This is a genomic window from Sphingobacterium sp. ML3W (assembly GCF_029542085.1).
GTDB lineage: Bacteria > Bacteroidota > Bacteroidia > Sphingobacteriales > Sphingobacteriaceae > Sphingobacterium.
The window spans coordinates 5,623,355-5,646,188 of record NZ_CP107036.1; the positions used below are offsets into that span (position 1 = coordinate 5,623,355).

Genomic DNA, 22,834 nt, shown 5'->3' on the forward strand with positions numbered 1-22,834 from the left:
GTATGATTCAGATTGTACCCGTTGAAACAAAGAAACAAAGACGGCTGTTTATAGATTTCCCTCATAGCCTCTATGAGGGAAATCCTAATTATGTACCTGCCTTATTTCTCGAACAAGAAGACCTGCTCTCTCCTGATAAGCATCCTTTCTATAAACATTCCCAAGCACAACCTTTTTTAGCTTATCGTGATGATAAGATCGTTGGTCGAATCTGTGCGATTTGGAACAACAACCACAATGCCTTTAATCATGTCAATGAAGGGCAATGGGGATTTTTTGATTGCATCGATGATCAGGAGGTGGCCAATGCTTTGTTTGAAACTGCTGAGAAATGGGTGAAAGCAAAAGGGGGGGATACTATTGTAGGGCCTATCAATTTATCAACCAATGATACTGTTGGTTTATTGGTTGAAGGTTTTGATAAGCCTCCTGTTGCCATGATGCCTTATAATTCACCCTATTACATTGATTTGATTACCAATGGTGGATACAGTCATAAAGTAGACCTTAGGGCTTATTTGGTCATGGAAAAGACTGCGGATAAGCGTTCTGTTAAACTTTTGGAAAAGTTGGAAGAACGCTTAAAAAGGTCGGGGATTACGCTTCGTCAATTTAATGTAAAGGATTTTAAAAACGAAGCTGCGAAGGTTCGTGATATCTATAATAGAGCTTGGGATAAGAATTCAGGATTCGTTCCGATGACGGAAGATGAATTTAACTATACGGCTAAAGATCTGAAAATGATCCTTGATCCACGTTTTGCTATTGTAGCTGAAAAAGATGGTGAGCTCGTTGGTTTTGGTCTTGGTATTCCGGATATTAACCAAATCCTCATTAAGATGAAGAAAGGTCGTTTGCTTCCTACAGGTATTTTCAAACTGTTGTTTGGGAAGAAAAAGATCAATTTGCTTCGGGTGTTGATGTTGGGCGTATTAGAAGATTATCGCAAGCTTGGTATTGAAGCCTGTTTGTATGGCCGAATTATTAGAGAATCAAAAGATTCTAATATAAAAGGGGCCGAATGTTCATGGATGTTGGAGCATAATTATATGATGAACCATGCCATTGAACAAATGAATGGAGAATTGTACAAACGTTATCGTTTGTATCAAAAATCATTATGATAGAAAAAATATTAATCACTGGAGCGAGTGGTTTTGTGGGTTATCATTTGACAAGGGCGGCGAAGGAAGCAGGAATGGAAGTTCATGCTGCCGTTAGAAAGTCAAGTGATGTTTCAGAAATTCGTTCTGTTGTGGATAAATTTGTTTATCCTGATTTCACTGATGAAGCTTCTATCAAAGCTTTATTAGAATCGGAAAACTATACCTATGTCGTACATGCGGCGGCAATGACGCGTGCCAAACGCGAAGAAGATTTAGAAAAGGTCAATGTTGGTTATACCAAAAACTTGGCGTCGGCTTGTTTTTCATTGGAAAACCCAATCCGCAGATTTGTATTTGTAAGTAGTCTTGCAGCAATAGGACCTGTCCCTTATGCATCCAATTTAATTGATGAACACAATCCCTACTGCCCAGTGACAGCTTATGGTCGAAGTAAAAGGAAGGCTGAACTCGTATTGAGTGAGTTTGAGGGTCAACCAGTGACAATTTTACGGCCTACAGCAGTATATGGGCCCAGAGAGAAAGATATTTTTATTCTTTTCAAGACAATGAACGGTGGGATGGATGCCTATGTCGGAAGATCTCCTCAAAAGCTAAGCTTTATTTATGTGACGGATCTAGTTCAAGCGATTTTAAACGCTTGCCGTTTCGATCAAGGAGGGAAAAGAGTATACAATCTGAGTGATGGTCAGGTCTATGACAGATATGAAATGGCAAAATTTTTCAAAGAGTTCACACAAAAGAAAATGATCCGAATGCATATTCCATTGGGGGTCGTAAAAGCTGTAGCAGTAATCTTTGAACGTGCATATAAAAATTCAAAAACAATACCTGTACTATATCCAGAGCGATTGAATGAACTTACAGCAGAAAATTGGGGCTGTGATATTTCATTGGCTCAAAGCCAAATACAATACCAACCTAAATACAATTTGAAAGCGGGCTTAATGGAGGCACTGGCTTGGTATAAAGAAAATAAATGGTTATAATCACAGATAATGAGTGAGTTTAAAATAAATAAAAAGCTTTTTCAAGATCGAAAAAGAACAAATATCCTGAGTGAACCCGAACAAAAGTTGATTACATACCTTGTGCCTAGGGTTCCTAATTGGATTACTTCGGATGGCCTTACAGCGATCGGTTTTTTTGGCTCGTTAATGGTTTTAGGGAGCTTTATACTTGCGGAATATGTGGATATCCGATATTTACTTTTGGGCATACCCGGTTTTTTTGTTCAATGGTTTGGTGATTCATTAGATGGGCGTATAGCTTTTTATCGGAATAAATCTCGCCGTTGGTATGGATTTGCGTTGGATATCGTAATGGATTGGATTAGTACAGTCTTTATTGGATTAGGGTATGTGCTTTATACGACTGGTGACTATAAGTATCTGGGCTTTACTTTAGTGTCGTTATATGGATGGGCAATGATTATATCACAACTTAGGTATAGAATTACGGATAAATATACGATAGATGCGGGGATACTTGGCCCAACAGAAATACGTGTCATTATCGCTTTAGTGATGTTATTAGAGGTTTTGATGCCTGGTTCTATTAATTGGTGTGTATTCGTCATTTGCATCTTACTTTTTATTATTAATGCAAATGATACACGTCTTTTGTTGAAACTAGGCGATGCAAAGGATAAGGAAGACAAATTAAAAAAACAGCAAGAGGAGGTGGGATAAATATGTCTTCAAAGGTGATTACTTTTTTAAAAGCACAACTTTCCGCCTTTTTAGGCGGATTGTTTGATTTTGGGGTATATTCTGCCTGTTATAAATTGCTACATATTAGCGCTCCTTTTTCTAATGCAATCAGTGGCAGTCTAGGTGCTGTCGTAAATTTCTTGATCAATCGGTATTGGTCTTTTGGTAGCACACAAAATTCTGTCGGTAGTCAGTTATGGAAGTTTGTGATTGTGGTTTGTGGAAGTATTTTACTTAAATCTACGGGTATACACTTTCTGGTGGACGTATACCATTTTAACTTTTTGTTTTCAAAGCTACTTGTTGAGTTGCTTGTTTCTTTAGGCTTTAATTATACGCTTCAGCGTTTCTGGGTCTTTAAAGACGAAGGGAAGTAATTTGTTTCTCTTTTCTTGTCGATTGAACGATGCCGTTCAGCTTAATGCTGTTTTTTCTGTACAACTGCTCCTAATCCATTTTTTAAATTTTAAATTGGTGAAATTGCAATCTGTATTGATAACTCCAGATTATTTGCAGATCGTTTCAGTGCTATTTTAATTTTGGTTGCCGGCGTTTGCCTTTTAGATTATCATCGATAACCATAGCGTTAACAGTTATATTCTTTTAATTAAAGCTAAGGCTATTTGGTTATAATACTATTTGTTCTTTATTGATTATATCTTAGTTTAGGAATAATCTAGATTTAAGTTAGCAATCCATTAGGTATAGTTTAGCTTTTACCTAAACTATACCTAACTAATACCTAAACTAAACCTAAACAAACCCTAACTAAATGATGAATTTCTGCTGACCTTGATGGCTCCGCTTTTGCATTATCTTTCTGCAGTCTCCGCGGTTTGTTTCCGGTTACGGTTTTTATGCCTGCCCACATTCGATCTTTCCAATCCCGGGTTCTTATTCTAGGGTATCCTTAATTTTTTCTATTAGCTAGTGCTGTGCTTTTTGGCTAAAAACCGTTAAGGAGTCAGTACCCCAATCAAAAGAATAAGCGAAAGCTGCCCTGGAAGCCGCCTCATTCCCGGCCTTTCTGCTCCAGATTTCTCTCCCGGAGCTGTTTTGCTGCCTTCGCATTTATCCTGCTTTGCCAGCTCGGAGGCTCCTGGTTGCACGGAGTAGCAGGCAGGCACCCTGTGAGCCATTCCGACGTTTCGCGTATCGTTTGTCCGCTTTGCCTGCCCGGAAGCCTACCCCCTAAGGCCCTGAGGTTAGCTTCCGATAAAAACAATCCACCAAGTTTCCAGCGAGTTACAGACATATTTAAATAAAATAAAACAAAAGGCTTGGAACTTTGTTAGTAAACTCCCTATCTTTGCACCACTCCGCAAGGGAGGGACGGTTACTCCGGAAGGGGATACCAGTGAAAAAAGAAGGGTTTAACGGAAGTTAGGCGCGGAAATCGGAAAAAAGGAAGAGAAAAAAAACTTCAAAAGTTTTTTGGAAGTTCGGAAAAGATTTCTACCTTTGCAGTCCCAACGGAAACGGAGGGAAACAGAAAAAGATAAAGACGGCGCAATGCCATCGGAATATAGCGGATACGGAAGTTGAAGCGAGAGAAGTTCTTTAAGAAAACACAATCATGTAAGCGTGACGAGTAGACAAAACGAAAGTCATGAACAAATTCAAGAATTAGTTCAATTCGATCCAAGATCAGAGATATAAAAAAAGAATTCTGATTATGTAAATAGTTGGAATCAAAAACTTCATTTTACAATGGAGAGTTTGATCCTGGCTCAGGATGAACGCTAGCGGCAGGCCTAATACATGCAAGTCGGACGGGATTGGAACCAGAGCTTGCTCTGATTCCATGAGAGTGGCGCACGGGTGCGTAACGCGTGAGCAACCTACCTCTATCAGGGGGATAGCCTCTCGAAAGAGAGATTAAGACCGCATAATATAATTTTCCGGCATCGGGAGATTATTAAATATTTATAGGATAGAGATGGGCTCGCGTGACATTAGCTAGTTGGTAGGGTAACGGCCTACCAAGGCGACGATGTCTAGGGGCTCTGAGAGGAGAATCCCCCACACTGGTACTGAGACACGGACCAGACTCCTACGGGAGGCAGCAGTAAGGAATATTGGTCAATGGGCGGAAGCCTGAACCAGCCATGCCGCGTGCAGGATGACTGCCCTATGGGTTGTAAACTGCTTTTGTCCAGGAATAAACCTCTTTACGTGTAGAGAGCTGAATGTACTGGAAGAATAAGGATCGGCTAACTCCGTGCCAGCAGCCGCGGTAATACGGAGGATCCGAGCGTTATCCGGATTTATTGGGTTTAAAGGGTGCGTAGGCGGCCTATTAAGTCAGGGGTGAAATACGGTGGCTCAACCATCGCAGTGCCTTTGATACTGATGGGCTTGAATCCATTTGAAGTGGGCGGAATAAGACAAGTAGCGGTGAAATGCATAGATATGTCTTAGAACTCCGATTGCGAAGGCAGCTCACTAAGCTGGTATTGACGCTGATGCACGAAAGCGTGGGGATCGAACAGGATTAGATACCCTGGTAGTCCACGCCCTAAACGATGATAACTCGATGTTGGCGATAGACAGCCAGCGTCTTAGCGAAAGCGTTAAGTTATCCACCTGGGGAGTACGCCCGCAAGGGTGAAACTCAAAGGAATTGACGGGGGCCCGCACAAGCGGAGGAGCATGTGGTTTAATTCGATGATACGCGAGGAACCTTACCCGGGCTTGAAAGTTAGTGAAGAGATCAGAGACGGTCTCGTCCTTCGGGACACGAAACTAGGTGCTGCATGGCTGTCGTCAGCTCGTGCCGTGAGGTGTTGGGTTAAGTCCCGCAACGAGCGCAACCCCTATGTTTAGTTGCCAGCATGTAATGGTGGGGACTCTAAACAGACTGCCTGTGCAAACAGCGAGGAAGGTGGGGACGACGTCAAGTCATCATGGCCCTTACGTCCGGGGCTACACACGTGCTACAATGGATGGTACAGCGGGCAGCTACATAGCAATATGATGCTAATCTCTAAAAGCCATTCACAGTTCGGATTGGGGTCTGCAACTCGACCCCATGAAGTTGGATTCGCTAGTAATCGCGTATCAGCAATGACGCGGTGAATACGTTCCCGGGCCTTGTACACACCGCCCGTCAAGCCATGAAAGTTGGGGGTACCTAAAGCATGTGACCGCAAGGAGCGTGTTAGGGTAAAACCGATAATTGGGGCTAAGTCGTAACAAGGTAGCCGTACCGGAAGGTGCGGCTGGAATACCTCCTTTCTAGAGTATCGCGGATCGGTACTCGTCACGTTACATATGATTGAAAAAGAAGAAAAAACATCAGAAGAAAGTGCCCGCCCCTATAAGGAGCGGTCCCTGAGAGAAGAGATGAACAGAATAGCTAGTCCCGTAGCTCAGTTGGTTAGAGCACTACACTGATAATGTAGGGGTCAGCAGTTCAAATCTGCTCGGGACTACCAGATAGTAATGAGTATTTAGTATCTAGTATTTAGACAAATGGATGGCGACATACAGGGATCTAAGGACTAATGTCTAACATCTCAGGTCTAACAAAAAGGGGAATTAGCTCAGCTGGCTAGAGCACCTGCCTTGCACGCAGGGGGTCAACGGTTCGAATCCGTTATTCTCCACGTCTCCGGGGATATGCATCACAGATACATATCATATAAACCGGAAAAAGAGTTCTTTGACATATTGAAAGAGAAAAAAAATTACAAGAGAAGACAACAGTATAGAGACAATACTTGTATGTGTTTGATGTAGGGAGGAGACCCTCGGTCGAAGGCCGAACGAATCTTTACGTAGCATACGGGTATATATATCACAAGCAGCCGCATAGTAGCAAAAGGCTATGCCGGTGAAGAAAGTAAATAAGGGCACACGGGGGATGCCTAGGCTCTCAGAGGCGAAGAAGGACGTGATAAGCTGCGATAAGCTTTGGGGATTGGCAAATGCGACTTGATCCAGAGATTTCCGAATGGGGCAACCTGACTATTTGAAGAATAGTCGTATAATACGCGAACGCGCTGAACTGAAACATCTAAGTAGGCGTAGGAGAAGAAAATAACAATGATTTCCCAAGTAGTGGCGAGCGAACGGGAAAGAGCCCAAACCGATTATGTTACGGCATAGTCGGGGTTGTAGGACCACGATATTGTACAATGCTATGAACTGGAAGCAGGTGGGAAACTGCGCGATAAGGGTGAGAGCCCCGTACAGGTAAAGAATATTGGCATAGTGGTATCCTGAGTACCGCGGGACCGGAGAAATCCTGTGGGAATCCACCAGCACCATCTGGTAAGGCTAAATACTCCTGAGAGACCGATAGTGAACCAGTACCGTGAGGGAAAGGTGAAAAGAACCCCGAACAGGGGAGTGAAAAGAACCTGAAACCGTGTGCTTACAAGCGGTTGGAGCAGACAAGTTCTGTGACAGCGTGCCTTTTGCATAATGAGCCTACGAGTTACTCTTGTCTGGCAAGGTTAAGTCCTTCAGGGACGCAGCCGAAGCGAAAGCGAGTCTTAATAGGGCGCATAGTCAGATGAGGTAGACGCGAAACCTTGTGATCTACCCTTGGGCAGGTTGAAGTTGCAGTAACATGTAATGGAGGACCGAACCGATAAACGTTGAAAAGTTTCCGGATGACCTGAGGGTAGGGGTGAAAGGCCAATCAAACTGGGAAATAGCTCGTACTCCCCGAAATGTTTTTAGGAACAGCGTCGGCATCGAGTTTAATAGAGGTAGAGCTACCGATTGGGTGCGGGGGAGTCAAATCCTACCAAATCCAGACGAACTCCGAATGCTATTAAATATGGCCGGCAGTGAGGCTTTGGGTGCTAAGGTCCAAGGCCGAGAGGGAAAGAACCCAGACCATCAGCTAAGGTCCCCAAATTCGTTCTAAGTTGAACTAACGAGGTCCGGTTGCCCAGACAGCTAGGATGTTGGCTTGGAAGCAGCCATTCATTTAAAGAGTGCGTAACAGCTCACTAGTCGAGCGGCCGGGCGTGGATAATAAACGGGCATCAAGAACGGTACCGAAGCTATGGATTTGCATTGAAAGATATGCATCTGGTAGGGGAGCATTCCATATGGGGCGAAGATATCTGGTAATGGGTGTTGGACCGTATGGAAAAGCAAATGTAGGCATAAGTAACGATAAGGCGGGTGGGAAACCCGCCCACCGAAAGACCAAGGTTTCCTGATCAACGTTAATCGGATCAGGGTCAGTCGGGACCTAAGGCGCACCCGAAGGGGGCAAGCCGATGGACAACTGGTTAATATTCCAGTACTCTTCATAACTGCGATGTGGTGACGGAGTAGTGACACTGCCGCGAACTGACGGAATAGTTCGTTGAAAGGCGTAGGTATAGGGACGGTAGGCAAATCCGCCGACCCTGCTGAACCCCAATAGTACAGCAAAGCTCCGGTGGCGCTGATAGAGCAGGTAAACAGACTTCCAAGAAAACCCGCTAAGCTTCAGGTTATGAAGACCCGTACCGCAAACCGACACAGGTGGTCGAGGAGAGAATCCTAAGGTGCTCGAGTGAGTCATGGCTAAGGAACTCGGCAAAATGGCCCTGTAACTTCGGGAGAAGGGGCGCTGTCTCGTAAGAGCAGCCGCAGTGAAAAGGCCCAGGCGACTGTTTAACAAAAACATATGGCTTTGCAAAATCGCAAGATGAGGTATAAGGCCTGACACCTGCCCGGTGCTGGAAGGTTAAGAGGGGATGTCATCGTAAGAGAAGCATTGAATCGAAGCCCCAGTAAACGGCGGCCGTAACTATAACGGTCCTAAGGTAGCGAAATTCCTTGTCGGGTAAGTTCCGACCTGCACGAATGGTGTAACGATCTGGGCGCTGTCTCAGCCATGAGCTCGGTGAAATTGTGGTATCGGTGAAGACGCCGATTACCCGCAACGGGACGGAAAGACCCCATGCACCTTCACTATAGCTTAACATTGAGATTGGGTACAGGATGTGTAGGATAGGCGGGAGATGTTGAAGCGGCTTCGCCAGGAGTCGTGGAATCAACCTTGAAATACCGCCCTTTCTGTATTCGGTTTCTAACTCCTTTATGAGGAGGACATTGTTTGGTGGGTAGTTTGACTGGGGTGGTCGCCTCCAAAAAGGTAACGGAGGCTTTCAAAGGTAAGCTCAGTACGCTTGGTAACCGTACGTGGAGTGCAATGGCATAAGCTTGCTTGACTGTGAGACCAACAAGTCGAACAGGGTCGAAAGACGGACATAGTGATCCGGTGGTTCTGTATGGAAGGGCCATCGCTCAAAGGATAAAAGGTACGCTGGGGATAACAGGCTGATCTCCCCCAAGAGCTCATATCGACGGGGAGGTTTGGCACCTCGATGTCGGCTCGTCACATCCTGGGGCTGGAGAAGGTCCCAAGGGTTGGGCTGTTCGCCCATTAAAGTGGCACGCGAGCTGGGTTCAGAACGTCGCGAGACAGTTCGGTCCCTATCTGTTGTGGGCGTTGGAAGTTTGAGTGGATCTGACCTTAGTACGAGAGGACCGGGTTGGACAGACCTCTGGTGAACCTGTTATGCCGCCAGGTGTACGGCAGGGTAGCTACGTCTGGAATAGATAAGCGCTGAAAGCATCTAAGTGCGAAACTAGCCACGAGATGAGACTTCCTTATAGGGTCGTAGGAGATGACTACGTTGATAGGCCATAGGTGTAAAGGTTGAGAGACCAAAGCCAAGTGGTACTAATAGCCCGAAGCTTTCTCAAGCAGACAGACACTGTTGTCTTCCTCTTTAATTTTTGAATTAATCTTTCAATATATATGTCATTATGGTTTAAGCTATAAGATGGGTATAAACTTTCACATGAAAGTCTACATACTGCTATCTAAAACTTGATACTATACAAGATCTTTAGGTGCCTATATCGGCGGTGTCTACCTCTTCCCATTCCGAACAGAGCAGTCAAGCCCGCCAGAGCCGATGGTATTGCCGTAACAGGTGGGAGAGTAGGTCGGTGCCTTTTTTTACACGGAAGCCCTTGCTGGAAACAGTCAAGGGCTTCTTTCGTTTACAGACTTCCCAAAAGATTCCAGAGAAAAGTGGTGCCGCTCCCAAAAGTTACAGAGGGATCCACTCCTAAAAGCCACATGGGGATAAGGCTCCTCAACCGTACTATCCGGTACAGATCTGTATGGCCCTGATCTAAAGTACTGTGCTATTATCCCGTTTATATATTTCCCAGCGATTACTGGCCCCGCCAAAACGAAAATGACAGAAGAATGGACGATGTTATAGCGCTTTGTTCCTGAGTAGTAATCTATTTATGGTTTTTATTGAGTAACTTTGCGGCGCAATGGGTACATTATTGGATAACGGAATTAAGCCGTATAATCATTACGGCGCTTATTTAAAGCAAAAATATAACGGACAGAAAGTATTTAAAGTGATTGTCGATGGCAATTTCACTTGTCCCAATAGAGATGGTAGCAAGGGCTATGGTGGGTGTACTTACTGTAATGTAGATTCTTTTACGCCCGATACTGCGCGAAAAATTCCTTCTATACGTGAGCAGGTAGAATCAGGAATTGAACGCGCTCGTAACAGCTATGGCGCAGAAAAATTTATTATTTATTTCCAACCCAATACCAATACGTACGCACCAACACATTTACTGAAAATGATGTACGACGAAGCGTTAAGCATAGATCCCGACAATACACTAGGTCTTTCTGTGGGTACACGTCCAGATTGTTTGGACTTTGAAAAAATTGCTTTGTTGGAATCTTATACCGATCGTTATGATGTAGATTTGGAAATGGGAATGGAATCGATTTACAATGATACCTTGGAAAAGATCAATAGAGGTTGCTCGCACGATGAATTCATTAAGGCTATGGATATGTTAAAGGATACACCTTTAGAGCTTTGTGTGCATACTATTTTCGGATTTCCATGGGAGACGGAGGAGATGATGTTAAAATACGCTGATGAGATTAATCGGTTTCCACAAATTAAGTTTGTTAAATTGCACCATTTACATATTGTGGAAGGTTCAATTATGGGCGTAAAATATAAGCGTGAACCTTTTGAATTGTTCTCTATAGAAGGTTATACGGACTTCCTTTCAAAATTTATTCCGCGTTTGCGTTCTGATTTGATTATCCAACGTATTTTTGGTATCGCAGACAAAGAGCTATTGATAGCGCCAAATTGGGGATTGCCTAAGTCGGGGATTCAAACCTATATTGACAAAGGTCTGGAAGCTCGAAAAGTCGTGCAGGGTAGTCTCTGTTAACTTTATGAATAGACTTCAGATTGAAAAAGATTGTTCATTTCTACAATTCTATAAGACTAATAGAATTGATATAGTATAAATAAATACGGCTTCCTTTTGGAAGCCGTATTTATTTTATGTTGTACTGTAAGTCAAATTATCCTTCGACAATGGATTTCAGATCTGCTGGAGAATAATTGATAGACTTTAGTGTTTTATTGTCAGCCGTTCTAAAAACCAGAAATTTTCCATCAACTTCTTTATAGTAAGATTCTACTCCTTTAAGTTTGTAATGCTCTTGAGTAGCGATTGCCTCAGCTTCGTCATTGCACGCCTTACTCATATTTGAACGTTGCACTTCATCAAAAAGTGCTGAAAATTTATCTTTTAAACCAAATTCAAGAACCGCTCCAGCGAGGACGTATTGAATGTCACATAAGGCATCTGCAATTTCCACAAGATCTTTATCTTGGATAGCTTCTTCTAGTTCTTTTAATTCCTCAGCTATCAACGAAACCCGTAGTGCACATCTTTGTTCAGAAGGAATTGTTGGTGTATCCAGGATCGGATGTTGGAATGTTTTATGGAATTCCGCTACGGATGAAAGTGTTTTTGGATCAGTCATATTCTTTTATTTTTTATACTCTTCTTATCTCAGGAGCAAATATAAAAAATAAAGGACGGTTAACTGAATGACCGCCCTTTATTTTATTTCTCAAATGAAATTTGATTAGATCAAATGTTTCAATTGAACAATTTCTCTCTCTTCTAAATATCTCCAACGTCCGCGTGGTAAATCCTTTTTCGTCAAGTTAGCATATACGACACGATCTAACTTGACAACGTCATAACCAAGAGATTCGAAAATACGACGTACGATACGATTTTTACCAGAGTGGATCTGAATCCCTATCTCTCTTTTAGAACCTCCTTGTACATAGCTTAAATCATCTGGTTTGATTACGCCATCTTCTAATTCAATACCAAAATTTATCTTGTTGAAATCTCCTTGAGTAAGACTTTTATTAAGTTCAACATTGTATATTTTGCTGATGCTATTACGTGGGTGGGAAAGTTTTTCCGCAAGATTGCCATCGTTTGTCATCAAAAGTAATCCGGTTGTATTTCTGTCAAGACGACCAACTGGATAGATGCGTTCTTTGGTTGCTTTGGAGACAAGTTCCATTACAGTATGACGTTCCTGAGGATCATCTGTCGTTGTGATGTAGTCTTTTGGTTTATTGAGTAAAACATAAACCATTTTCTCACGCTTTAAACGCTCGTTGTTGTAACGGATTTCGTCTGTAGCTGGATCAACTTTGGTACCCAATTCAGTAACAGCCTCACCATTTACCCATATGACACCTGCAGCGATTAATTCGTCTGCTTTACGTCTTGAGCAAATACCTGCATTGGCAATATAACGGTTTAAACGTATTAAGCCATCATCTTCTGCTGACGTTTCGGTTTTCTTCTTAGGACGTTTGATGTATTGTTTATCGTCAAAACTCTTGTTTTCATCAAAGTTTCTGCTTCTATCCCCATCGAATTTTCTGTTAGATGGTTTATCAAAGCTTCTGCTGCGATTGTTTGATGAACGGTCATCCTTATCGAAACGCTTGAATGAGTCTCTTTTCTCAAAAGAGCCTTCTTTTCTGTCAAAAGATCTTGATGAATCATTTCTGTCGGAGCGTTTGAAACTATCTCTTTTCTCAAAAGAACCTTCTTTTCTGTCGAAAGATCTTGATGAATCATTTCTGTCAGAGCGTTTGAAACTATCTCTTTTCTCAAATGAACCTTCTTTTCTGTCGAAAGATCTCGAAGAATCATTTCTATCGGAACGCTTGAAGCTATCTCTTTTATCAAATGAACCTTCTTTTCTGTCGAAAGATCTCGAAGAATCATTTCTATCGGAACGCTTGAAGCTATCTCTTTTATCAAATGAACCTTCTCTTTTGTCGAAAGATCGAGAAGAGTCGTTTCTATCGGAACGCTTGAAGCTATCTCTTTTATCGAATGAACCTTCTCTTTTGTCGAAAGATCGAGAAGAGTCGTTTCTGTCAGAACGTTTGAAATTATCTTTTTTATCAAAAGAACGCTCAGATTTATCAAATTTGTTGAATGAATCTCTTTTGTCAAAAGATCTAGAAGAATCATTTTTATCAAATGAACGGCCACCTCTGTTGAAAGGCTTTTCTGAATTGTCTTTTGAACGGAAGGAGTTGTTTTCTCCTCTAAAGGATGGTTTGTCTGCGTATTTATTAGATCCAAATGATCTATTCTCGCGGTTGTCATCTTTTCTGAAAGAACCTCTTTCAGATTGATCCTTTGAACCAAAGGACGATTTTTTACCGAAACTATTATTCTTGTCGCCTCTAGATTTGAAGCTATCTGAGTTGCCCCGTGACTTTCTGGAGTTGTCATCACGACTGTTCCTTTTATTGCTGAATGGCATTGTGTTTTGCTAAAATGTGAACTGCAAAGTTAGGTATAATTTTGGGTTTTGCGAAAAAATCCTTATCTTTTTGTCTTTTCTTGCATTTGGACAATTTGAACGTGAAAAAATACCCTTTAAAATAGCTGTAACGTAACTATTTGTTTTTTAAATAAATACTGTTTATCTTTGTCCCCTCGAATTTGAACCAAGCTATTTTTTGATCGATTTGACTCGTGGATAGGATAGCATTAAGGGAGTGAATGATAAGAAAAAAAGTATTATGTAGTAGTTTGATTTTGTTTGCTTTATTGCTTTCAAAATTATACTCAACCCCACACAACAACACTTCTGGCAGCGATAAGATCGCAGCAGCGAAGTTAGTCGAAATTCCAACTCATCATGGAGGCGACGAAGAGAAAAAAGAAAAAAGCAATTCTTTTGAATCTTACCTGAGTTCATTGACATTTGCTGAAGATTCATTACCAATGGATCGTCCATTAGTGGAAAGCAAATTGCGCAAGTTCTTCAGTAGATTTTCATTTAAAAAAACAGGATCATATGATATGCATAAAAAGGCAAAGACCTATTTGCCTATGATCGCCAAGATCCTGAAATCACATGGTATTCCCGAAGATTTTAAGTACATCCCACTGGTTGAAAGTGGCCTGAGTAAAGCTGTCGTTTCGACAAAAGGGGCGGGTGGTTATTGGCAATTTATGCCAGCAACAGCTCGTTTGTATGGCTTAAGGGTCAATGGCGCAGTAGATGATCGAAAAGATCTAGTGAAATCCACTCATGCAGCAGCACGCTATTTAAAATACCTTTATGCTCAGTTTGGTAATTGGACTTTAGTGGCCGCGGCATACAATGTTGGTGATGGTAGTTTAAAAGGTTCAATAAGAAGACAGAAGAAGGATGATTATTTTGCTTTGAAGCTGAACAATGAGACTGGATCTTACGTGTATAAATTGGTTTCAATGAAGGAGATTATCGAACATCCGCAGAAACACGGTTATTCGCGTTATGCGGACAAAGAGACTGAGACGCTGGATAGAGAACCTAATATGCTCTAGATAAAGAACAAACAAAATAAAAAAGGATTTCCCATTGGGAAATCCTTTTTTTGTTAGTCTTATTTGGCCGGAGAGTCGATCTATCCGAACGGTAGATCTTATCTTAGGTCGACAATGTCAAATCCGCTGTAGTTGCTTTTATTAAAGGTAAAAAAGCTGGATGCAATGGACTTGTTTCCTTCTTGTGAACTCAAGGTATATGTGTAGCGATTACCACTCTTATCAAAAATAGTCGTATCGTAGATCAAATTATTCGCTTTATTGATCCGCAACTTAATTTTGGAATAGTTCTTTTTGCTATCAATTGGTGTTAATTCCACAACACTCAAACTTATTCCTTTTACTTTTTCCGTAGCTGCTAACGCATATTTAAAGCCTGAGGTATAGAATGAAAAGATATTTGTCGGGTTGATCTCATTCGTTGAGTTACTCGCCTCGGATATCTCGACTTCTTTTTCTGATTTCATAATATTCCATTGTGTTTTGGAATCTGAAATTAGAATTTGATTTTTGGTATTGACATGGTATTTATTATTTGCCTTGTCAAGATACAAGGTGCCCGCATCTGAATGTGAACTTCCATTTGCTTGTTTTATGTCTAAGGTAAAACCGGCTTGTATAGTCTTATATCCGTTATACTTTTGACTTACTTTGTTAAGTAATGCTTTTGCGGCATCATTTTGCGCATAGCTGTGTTGACTCATTGTGAGAAGCAACAGGCTTAGCACTAACCATAGTTGTTTTTTCATGTTAATTGTTTCTTAATGTCTCCAAATACTGTTCTAACGAATATTCATCTGGATAAAGAACTTCACGTGCTTTACTTCCTTCAAATGGGCCTACAATTCCGGCGGCTTCCAATTGATCGATGATTCGTCCAGCTCTATTATAACCCAGTTTCAATTTACGTTGGATTAAAGATGTAGAACCTTGTTGATGCATGACAATCAAACGAGCAGCGTCTTCAAACAATTGATCGCGATCTTTTGGATCAAAATCTACGCTACCTGAACCCTCTCCGTTTTCATCTACATATTCTGGGAGCATAAATGCCGATGGATAACCACGTTGTGCTCCGATATAATCGGAGATCTGTTCAACTTCTGGTGTATCGACAAATGCACACTGAATACGTATCAAATCACTTCCAGTAGCCAGAAGCATATCCCCGCGACCAATTAACTGATCTGCTCCGCCGGTATCTAAGATAGTTCGCGAATCTACTTTTGATAACACCCGGAAAGCAAGACGTGCCGGAAAGTTGGCTTTGATTGTACCTGTAATGATATTGACTGAAGGACGTTGGGTTGCAATAACCAAGTGAATTCCTACGGCACGGGCCAATTGGGCCAGTCGTGCAATAGGGGTTTCTACTTCTTTTCCGGCAGTCATCATCAAATCGGCAAACTCATCAACAATAAGAACGATATATGGTAAGAATCGGTGACCCTCCTCAGGGTTTAATCTGCGATTGATAAATTTTGCATTATATTCCTTTAAATTACGAACCTGTGCATTTTTTAACAGGTCATAACGCTGATCCATCTCTATACAAAGTGAGTTTAATGTGTTGATAACCTTTTTTGTATCGGTAATGATCGCTTCCTCCTCATCGGGTAATTTGGCCAAGAAATGACGTTCAACTTTTTTGAATAGGGAAAGTTCAACTTTTTTTGGATCGACAAGCACAAATTTGAGTTCAGCAGGATGCTTTTTATACAATAAAGATGTCAAAATCGCATTGATACCAACGGATTTACCCTGACCTGTGGCACCCGCAACCAGAAGGTGGGGCATCTTTGCTAAATCGGCAATATAGACCTCATTAGAAATTGTTTTTCCCAATGCGATTGGCAGATCCATATCTGTTTTTTGGAACTTTTCAGTAGCCAAAACAGATCGCATGGATACCATTTCGGGACTCGAATTCGGTACTTCAATACCGATGGTTCCTTTACCCGGCATTGGTGCTATAATCCGAATTCCAAGCGCCGCAAGGCTTAAGGCAATGTCGTCTTCCAGATTTTTGATTTTTGATATCCGTACGCCGGGTTTAGGTATAATCTCGTATAGGGTAACTGTAGGGCCAATTGTGGCTTTTATACTTTCAATCTCAATGCTATAGTTTCTAAGTGTATCAACAATTTTGTTTTTGTTTGCTTCAAGTTCATGCTGATTGATGGTAATTTTACCAGATCCATAATCTCGCAATAGGTCGAGCGTAGGGTGTTGATAGCCCGATAAGTCCAATTTAGGGTCATATTGACCAAATTGGGCAACTAGATCGCTCGCTGTAATTTCTTTTTCTTCTTTAATATCCTCGACAACCAAACCCGGTACTATGGCAACTTCAACAGGGAGCTCTGGCTCGGGTTGAGGGATAATTGTTATAGCGGGACTATAGTTTTCCTGAATACTTGGGCTATTTAGTTCTTCCGTATCTTCATCTGGTTGATCAATGGTGAAGCTAATGGAAGGCGTACTCTCCGTACGTTCCAAAGGGCTCCCATCAAAGGTGAGTACAACCTTGTCCTTCGGATCTATTTGTATCTCTGGTATGGGGTGATGTGTAAATGCAGGGCGCTCAAGCTCTTCTTGCGCATCTTTCTCCCGACTGGATTGAAATCTTTCATTTATTGAAGTTGGTCGTTGGAAAGATTCTCTAACAGATTGTATAGAATCATCCTCTACATGCACTTTGGTTCTTAGGTTATTCCCAGTATAGGAATCTTCGCTGTCTTCATCTTCAAGCTCCTCGGATAAAGATTTGGGATTTCGATTGCTGAACAATACAAATTTGAAATCTAAGTTGTATAGTAGTATCAATGTTGTCAGGTACGCAAATGCTAAAATACACCCCACACCCACAATACCAACCTGTGCTTCCAGCAGCTTATTGGTCCAAAAACCAAATTTGCCTTCCAGCATATGCGGTGTATCTGCCATAAATCCATGTAAGAACCCCAATGTTACAGAAATAAAGACAATTGCTACAAATGAGTAAACAACAGTACGGTATAATGGAAGCAAGGATTTTTTGAATAATAGACGATAGCCCAAAATGAATAATACCGGAATAAAAAGGAAAGAGGCAACGCCAAACCATTCATACATAAATTGATTGGCAAGTAATGCGCCGAATTTCCCTAATTTATTGTCAACGACAGGTAATTCGACAGCCTCATCGTGAATTTCTTCGGAAGAACTAAAAAGGGTTCCCCAACCGCCATTTGTTTTGGCGATATAACTTTGGTCATCTTCCCATGTAAAAAGATAAGAGACAAAAGCAGTGGCAAAAGCCAACGAAAGTACAAGCAACAAAATCCCTAGAATTTTGACAGTCTTCTGTTGCGCATCTGAGTAATCCCTAGGGACGCTGGTTGTTTGACTTTTTTCTTTTTTAAATGTTGCCGATTCTTTTGACGGGGCACGCTTGCCAGAAACTGAATTTCCTGCCTGCCTAAATGTATTTCCTTTATTTGACATTGAAAAGCTCACAATTATACTGCTTACAAACTTAGTTATTTTGATAGTATTTTGAAGATCATGAACAAATTATTTTAAGTTTGTAATTTTTTCATAAACGAATAATTTCAGATAGGCTATTAAATGAATAATAGCAATTATAACTAGCAAATACTATGCCCTGAGAATAGATTTGTTGTAAAGATTGACCTAAGCGGAAAAGAATATGGTGGTTTTGTCTGTCTTTTACAGTTAAAGTAAATTATGTAGTTTTACTGATCAAATTAAGGCATTATGAATAAGTTTCAGATACGAAAAGCAGAACAGGCGGATAAAGGAAGGATTTGGGAAATTATACAACAGGCAATCGCATTACGAAAGGAGCAGGGCAGCAGGCAATGGCAAGATGGTTATCCAAATGAAGATGTGGTACAGTCAGATATAGACAAAGGGTATGGGCATGTTGTGGAAGTTGATGGTAAAATCATCGGTTACGTTGCTATTATTTTCGATATCGAACCTGCTTATAATGATATTGATGGCAAATGGCTTAGTGATGGGGAATATGTAGGTATTCATCGCTTGGCTTCAGCTCAGGATCCACATGTAAAAGGCGTTGGTACCGCCATCATGCAAGGAGTGGAGGAAATAGCGGTAAATAATGGAATATATAGTATCAAAGTGGACACGAATTTTGATAATGGGGGGATGTTGCACGTATTTGATAAGCTAGGGTATCAATATTGTGGAGAAGTACATTTTCGAGGTGCTGCTCGTCGGGCTTTTGAAAAACTATTGAAATAAGTGACTATAGCACCAGGATCGAGCGAACATGAGTTAAAATAAGATTGGTTTTGTGACAGACTTTAATGACTAGCTATAAAAAATAAAAAATCCCTTTTTACGCTGTAAAAAGGGATTTTTTATTTCGTAAAACGTAGTTTTATGCAATAATCAAATAGTAATTTTTCTTACCTCTCTGTGCAATAATATATTTATTGTTCACCAAATTGCTTTCGGTGATCACTTGTTCAATATCTGTTGCTTTTTCACGGTTGATAGACACACCACCACCTTGGAGCATTTTACGGGCTTCGCCTTTTGACGGGAAAACTTGCGTATTGACAGCCAACAGATCGAGGATATTGATTCCTGCTTCTAGATCTTCTCTTGCTACCTGAAATTGTGGGATACCTTCAAATACTTCAAGGACAGCTTCGTGATCTAAATCGTTTAGAAATTCCAATGAGCCGTTGCCAAAAAGAAAATCAGAGGTTTTAATAGCAGTCTCATAAGCTTCTTCAGAATGCGTGCGAATCGTGATATCTTTTGCTAATGCTTTTTGGACAATGCGCAAATGTGGTGCGGCATCGTGCTCGGCGATGATCGCCTCGATTTCTGCCTGCGGCTTAAGTGTAAAGATCTTAATCCAGCTTTTGGCATCGTCATCTGAGGTGTTTAACCAAAATTGATAATATTTATAGGGCGAAGTTTTCTTTGGATCTAACCAGACTGCCCCAGATTCTGTCTTTCCGAATTTTTGGCCGTCTGCTTTTTTAATCAATTGTGTCGTAATGGCATAAGCTGTTCCCTGATCTTGACGACGAATCATTTCACTTCCTGTGACAATATTACCCCATTGATCAGATCCACCCATTTGTATTTTACAATTGTGGTGTTTCCACAGATAATAGAAATCGTAACCTTGAATCAATTGATAGGTGAATTCTGTAAATGATAGACCATTGTCTCCTTCTAAACGTTTTTTTACAGAATCCTTTGCCATCATATAGTTGACGGTAATCATTTTACCGATATCACGGATAAAGTCCAAAAAACTGAAATCTTTGAACCAATCGTAATTATTAACCATCTGGGCATCATTTTCGCCTTCTCCAAATTCAAGAAATTTGCCTAACTGTTTTTTTAGACAAGCAACATTATGTTGTAAGGTTGCTTCGTCAAGTAAGTTACGCTCTGCAGATTTGAAAGAAGGGTCTCCAATCATTCCTGTTGCGCCACCCACCAATGCTACTGGTTTATGCCCCGCATTTTGGAAATGGATTAAGGTCATGATTTGAGTTAAGTGTCCTACGTGTAGAGAGTCTCCTGTGGGATCAAAGCCGATATAGCCAGCGACTTTTTCTTTATTCAGTAAGTCTTCAGTTCCAGGCATAATATCTTGCAGCATGCCTCTCCAACGTAATTCTTCTACAAAGCTCATTGTTAAATGGATTTAATTTTTTAATTTACAAGATGCAAAGATAGGAGATTAAGCGTATATTGAGCGAATAATTCCATATAAAAGCACACGCTAATAAGCTAATATGAATTTTTTATCACATTTTTATTTTGAGCGGTTTGCGACCAATCCCGAGCGAATTGTTGGCGGGTTGTTACCTGATCTGTTAAAAAATGCCGATAAAACTTTTGTGCTCAAACCCAGGCAATATGAAGATGAATTGCTGGATAACCCATTGTTGGAACAACTTTATATCGGTTGGAACCGTCATATAGAGGTTGATCGTCTCTTTCATAATTCAACTTATTTTTTTCATCACACACATCAACTAAAGTTACAGATACAGTCAAGTCTAAAGGAACTGCCTATTCGCCCTTCCTTTATGGCACATATTGCTTTAGAGTTGTTACTGGATCATATCCTGACACAGCAAAAAGCGGTGTCTATAGATAAGTTCTATGCGGCAATGTCGCAGGTGAACGAAGATGCTGTGCGGAAATTTTTGAAAATAAACCAATTAAGTGATATTCCTAAGTTTGATAAATTTTACCATCAATTTATTGACTGGAAATATATCTATGATTATGCGCATGTTGAAAAAATTGCGGGTGCGCTTTTCAATATCTGTAAGCGCTTATGGCAATTTGAAGTTCAGGAGCATCAGCGTGAGTTATTGACGGAACAATTGATTTCTTATTTACAGCATCATATGGCGGACTATCAAGAGATTTATCAATATATTCATTATGAGTTGGTCGACTTTAAATAGTCTATCCAAAAAATACCAATAGTATAAGACCTTGAAAATATTTATTTTCGCATAATTTTACGTATAAAACTAATATTACATGTCACATAGACTTTTTCGGAAGAAAAGTGTTGATCAGATCCTACTGGATACCCAAAAGGAGGGTGGAACTGGCCTCGCGAAGGTTTTGGGGGTAACCGATCTGGTTTCATTGGGTATAGCCGCTATTGTGGGCGCTGGAATCTTTAGCACCATCGGATTAGCGAGTTATGAAGGTGGGCCAGCCGTTTCTCTTCTATTTATTTTTACTGCTTTTGCTTGCGTGTTTACAGCACTTGCATATGCACAGTTTGCCAGTACCGTACCTGTCTCGGGATCAGCTTATACGTATGCCTATGTGGCTTTTGGTGAGCTGTTTGCTTGGATTATTGGCTGGGCGTTGGTATTAGAATATGCGGTTTCAAATACGGTAATAGCTATTTCCTGGTCGCAATATTTTGTTTCTATGCTGGAAGGGTTTGGGCTGCACATGCCTGCTTGGCTTTCGATGGCACCAGGGTATGCATATGATGCTGTGGATAAAATGAATCAGCATGGGATGTCAAGTCTTACGGCTATTGATCAGCATGGACTTGCTGCATTTAACAGTGCGCCACGGATCGGAGGAATGCCTATTATATTTGACTTACCAGCAGGGGTAATTACCTTTTTGGTTACTTGGCTCGTTTATATAGGTATTAAGGAATCCCAAAAAGCAAGCATGATTATGGTTATGATCAAGGTCGGGATAATCTTGGCGGTAATTTTTGGTGGAATCTTTTACGTGAAGCCCGAAAATTGGACTCCTTTTGCACCAAATGGCCTACAGGGGGTACTTGGAAGTGTGGCGGCCGTATTCTTTGCTTTTATCGGATTTGATTCGATCTCAACAACTGCCGAGGAATGTAAAAATCCACAACGTGATCTACCTAAAGCAATGATTTATTGTTTATTGATTTGCACAGTACTCTATGTGGCTATTACTTTGGTGTTGACAGGGATGGTAAATTATACTGAACTTAATGTAAAGGATCCTTTGGCTTTTGTGTTTAAGTATGTTGGATTTGACCATATGGCTGGGGTTATATCAGTAACATCTGTTATTGCTATTACCAGTGCCCTTCTGGTCTATCAATTGGCTCAACCAAGGATTTGGATGACAATGAGTAGGGATGGATTATTATGGAAGAAATTTGCGACTATTCACCCGAAATATAAAACACCTTCCTTTGCGACAATTGTAACAGGTCTTGTCGTAGCGATTCCTTCTTTATTTTTCAAGATGGACTTCTTTGTTGATTTGACGAGCGTTGGTACGTTCTTCGCGTTTATTTTAGTCTGCGCGGGTGTACTGTATATGGATTATTCGGGATTATCGGCCAAATCCAAATTTAAGGTTCCCTACATCAATGGTAAATACGTTGTTGGAGCAGGACTCATCATCGCGACTGTCTTGATAGGAATCTATGGAAAAGATACATTGGACGAATGGAAGAAGCTTTCCATTTTGGAAATAGTAGAACATAAAATGTTAGTGATCATTTTTTGGCTAACATGGTTGGGTCTGGGTATTTATAGTTTTAAAATGAATTTTTCGCTTTTACCTGTTATCGGGATATTGATTAATCTTTATCTGATGACGGAGCTTGGTGCAAGTAACTGGATTATTTTTGTGATTTGGTTGGTCATTGGTTTAGGTGTGTATTTTATGTATGGCTATAAACATTCTAAGCTCAATAAATCAGTATCTATTGAGGGATAGCGT

General features: G+C 40.9%; 15 protein-coding genes, 2 tRNA genes and 3 rRNA genes. 14 read left to right on the forward strand and 6 right to left on the reverse strand.

Features of this window, described 5'->3' with window-relative positions:
- Nucleotides 1-2: 2 nt before the first annotated feature.
- Genes OGI71_RS23265 through OGI71_RS23280 form a run of 4 tightly spaced genes read left to right on the forward strand, consistent with a single transcriptional unit; the run spans nt 3 to nt 3,213 of the window.
- Nucleotides 3-1,124, forward strand: coding sequence for a hypothetical protein (locus OGI71_RS23265; protein WP_282252324.1), 1,122 nt, complete (start codon nt 3-5; stop codon nt 1,122-1,124).
- Nucleotides 1,121-2,113: an NAD-dependent epimerase/dehydratase family protein gene (locus OGI71_RS23270; RefSeq protein WP_282252325.1), complete on the forward strand. Its 993-nt coding sequence runs from the start codon at nt 1,121-1,123 to the stop codon at nt 2,111-2,113. The genes OGI71_RS23265 and OGI71_RS23270 overlap by 4 nt, the downstream gene beginning before the upstream one ends.
- Nucleotides 2,114-2,122: 9 nt before the next feature.
- Nucleotides 2,123-2,815, forward strand: coding sequence for a CDP-alcohol phosphatidyltransferase family protein (locus tag OGI71_RS23275; protein WP_282252327.1), 693 nt, complete (start codon nt 2,123-2,125; stop codon nt 2,813-2,815).
- Nucleotides 2,816-2,829: 14 nt separating this feature from the next.
- Nucleotides 2,830-3,213, forward strand: coding sequence for a GtrA family protein (locus tag OGI71_RS23280; RefSeq protein ID WP_282252329.1), 384 nt, complete (start codon nt 2,830-2,832; stop codon nt 3,211-3,213).
- A gap of 579 nt (nt 3,214-3,792) precedes the next feature.
- Here the strand turns inward: OGI71_RS23280 and OGI71_RS23285 are convergent.
- Nucleotides 3,793-3,975 carry a hypothetical protein gene (locus OGI71_RS23285; RefSeq protein WP_282252330.1) on the reverse strand — a complete coding sequence of 61 codons (183 nt, stop codon included), beginning with the start codon at nt 3,973-3,975 and terminating at the stop codon, nt 3,793-3,795.
- Between the two features lie 568 nt (nt 3,976-4,543).
- On the opposite strand from OGI71_RS23285, the gene OGI71_RS23290 reads away from it, so the two are divergent.
- The 6 genes from OGI71_RS23290 (at nt 4,544) to OGI71_RS23315 (ending at nt 11,086) form a co-directional block, all read left to right on the forward strand.
- Nucleotides 4,544-6,073: ribosomal RNA gene (locus tag OGI71_RS23290) — 16S ribosomal RNA — on the forward strand.
- A 123-nt stretch (nt 6,074-6,196) separates the two neighbouring features.
- Nucleotides 6,197-6,273 (forward strand) — tRNA-Ile (locus OGI71_RS23295).
- Nucleotides 6,274-6,370: 97 nt separating this feature from the next.
- A tRNA-Ala gene (locus OGI71_RS23300) sits at nt 6,371-6,444 on the forward strand.
- A gap of 230 nt (nt 6,445-6,674) precedes the next feature.
- Nucleotides 6,675-9,556: ribosomal RNA gene (locus OGI71_RS23305) — 23S ribosomal RNA — on the forward strand.
- 146 nt (nt 9,557-9,702) lie between these two features.
- A 5S ribosomal RNA gene (gene rrf / locus OGI71_RS23310) occupies nt 9,703-9,814 on the forward strand.
- The 16S, 23S and 5S rRNA genes sit together here with 2 tRNA genes alongside, the layout of an rRNA operon.
- A gap of 330 nt (nt 9,815-10,144) precedes the next feature.
- Nucleotides 10,145-11,086, forward strand: a complete 942-nt coding sequence (locus OGI71_RS23315) for a TIGR01212 family radical SAM protein (RefSeq protein WP_282252331.1) — start codon at nt 10,145-10,147, stop codon at nt 11,084-11,086.
- Between the two features lie 136 nt (nt 11,087-11,222).
- Here the strand turns inward: OGI71_RS23315 and OGI71_RS23320 are convergent, their stop codons facing one another.
- Nucleotides 11,223-11,690: a nucleoside triphosphate pyrophosphohydrolase family protein gene (locus tag OGI71_RS23320; RefSeq protein ID WP_120262186.1), complete on the reverse strand. Its 468-nt coding sequence runs from the start codon at nt 11,688-11,690 to the stop codon at nt 11,223-11,225.
- A gap of 105 nt (nt 11,691-11,795) precedes the next feature.
- The gene (locus OGI71_RS23325) at nt 11,796-13,520 is read right to left on the reverse strand and encodes a pseudouridine synthase (protein WP_282252334.1); all 1,725 of its coding nucleotides are present in this window, start codon (nt 13,518-13,520) and stop codon (nt 11,796-11,798) included.
- Between the two features lie 242 nt (nt 13,521-13,762).
- Between OGI71_RS23325 and OGI71_RS23330 the strand changes: the two genes are divergently transcribed.
- Entirely contained in the window at nt 13,763-14,575 is an 813-nt protein-coding gene (locus OGI71_RS23330; RefSeq protein WP_282252336.1) for a lytic transglycosylase domain-containing protein, read from the forward strand.
- 98 nt (nt 14,576-14,673) lie between these two features.
- Here OGI71_RS23330 and OGI71_RS23335 read toward each other — a convergent pair whose 3' ends face one another.
- Complete coding sequence (locus tag OGI71_RS23335) at nt 14,674-15,324, reverse strand: outer membrane lipoprotein carrier protein LolA (RefSeq protein ID WP_282252338.1); 651 nt, start codon at nt 15,322-15,324, stop codon at nt 14,674-14,676.
- A gap of 1 nt (nt 15,325) precedes the next feature.
- Nucleotides 15,326-18,061, reverse strand: coding sequence for a DNA translocase FtsK (locus tag OGI71_RS23340; RefSeq protein WP_282252340.1), 2,736 nt, complete (start codon nt 18,059-18,061; stop codon nt 15,326-15,328).
- A gap of 273 nt (nt 18,062-18,334) precedes the next feature.
- On the opposite strand from OGI71_RS23340, the gene OGI71_RS23345 reads away from it, so the two are divergent.
- Complete coding sequence (locus tag OGI71_RS23345; RefSeq protein WP_282252343.1) at nt 18,335-18,844, forward strand: GNAT family N-acetyltransferase; 510 nt, start codon at nt 18,335-18,337, stop codon at nt 18,842-18,844.
- Nucleotides 18,845-18,983: 139 nt separating this feature from the next.
- Here OGI71_RS23345 and tyrS read toward each other — a convergent pair whose 3' ends face one another.
- Nucleotides 18,984-20,264 carry a tyrosine--tRNA ligase gene (gene tyrS, locus OGI71_RS23350; protein WP_282252344.1) on the reverse strand — a complete coding sequence of 427 codons (1,281 nt, stop codon included), beginning with the start codon at nt 20,262-20,264 and terminating at the stop codon, nt 18,984-18,986.
- Nucleotides 20,265-20,367: 103 nt separating this feature from the next.
- Here tyrS and OGI71_RS23355 point away from each other — a divergent pair, with 103 nt between their 5' ends.
- Nucleotides 20,368-21,051 carry a hypothetical protein gene (locus OGI71_RS23355; protein WP_282252346.1) on the forward strand — a complete coding sequence of 228 codons (684 nt, stop codon included), beginning with the start codon at nt 20,368-20,370 and terminating at the stop codon, nt 21,049-21,051.
- Nucleotides 21,052-21,130: 79 nt separating this feature from the next.
- On the forward strand, nt 21,131-22,831 hold the full coding sequence (locus OGI71_RS23360; protein WP_282252348.1) for an amino acid permease: 1,701 nt from the start codon (nt 21,131-21,133) through the stop codon (nt 22,829-22,831).
- The last annotated feature ends 3 nt before the right edge of the window (nt 22,832-22,834 follow it).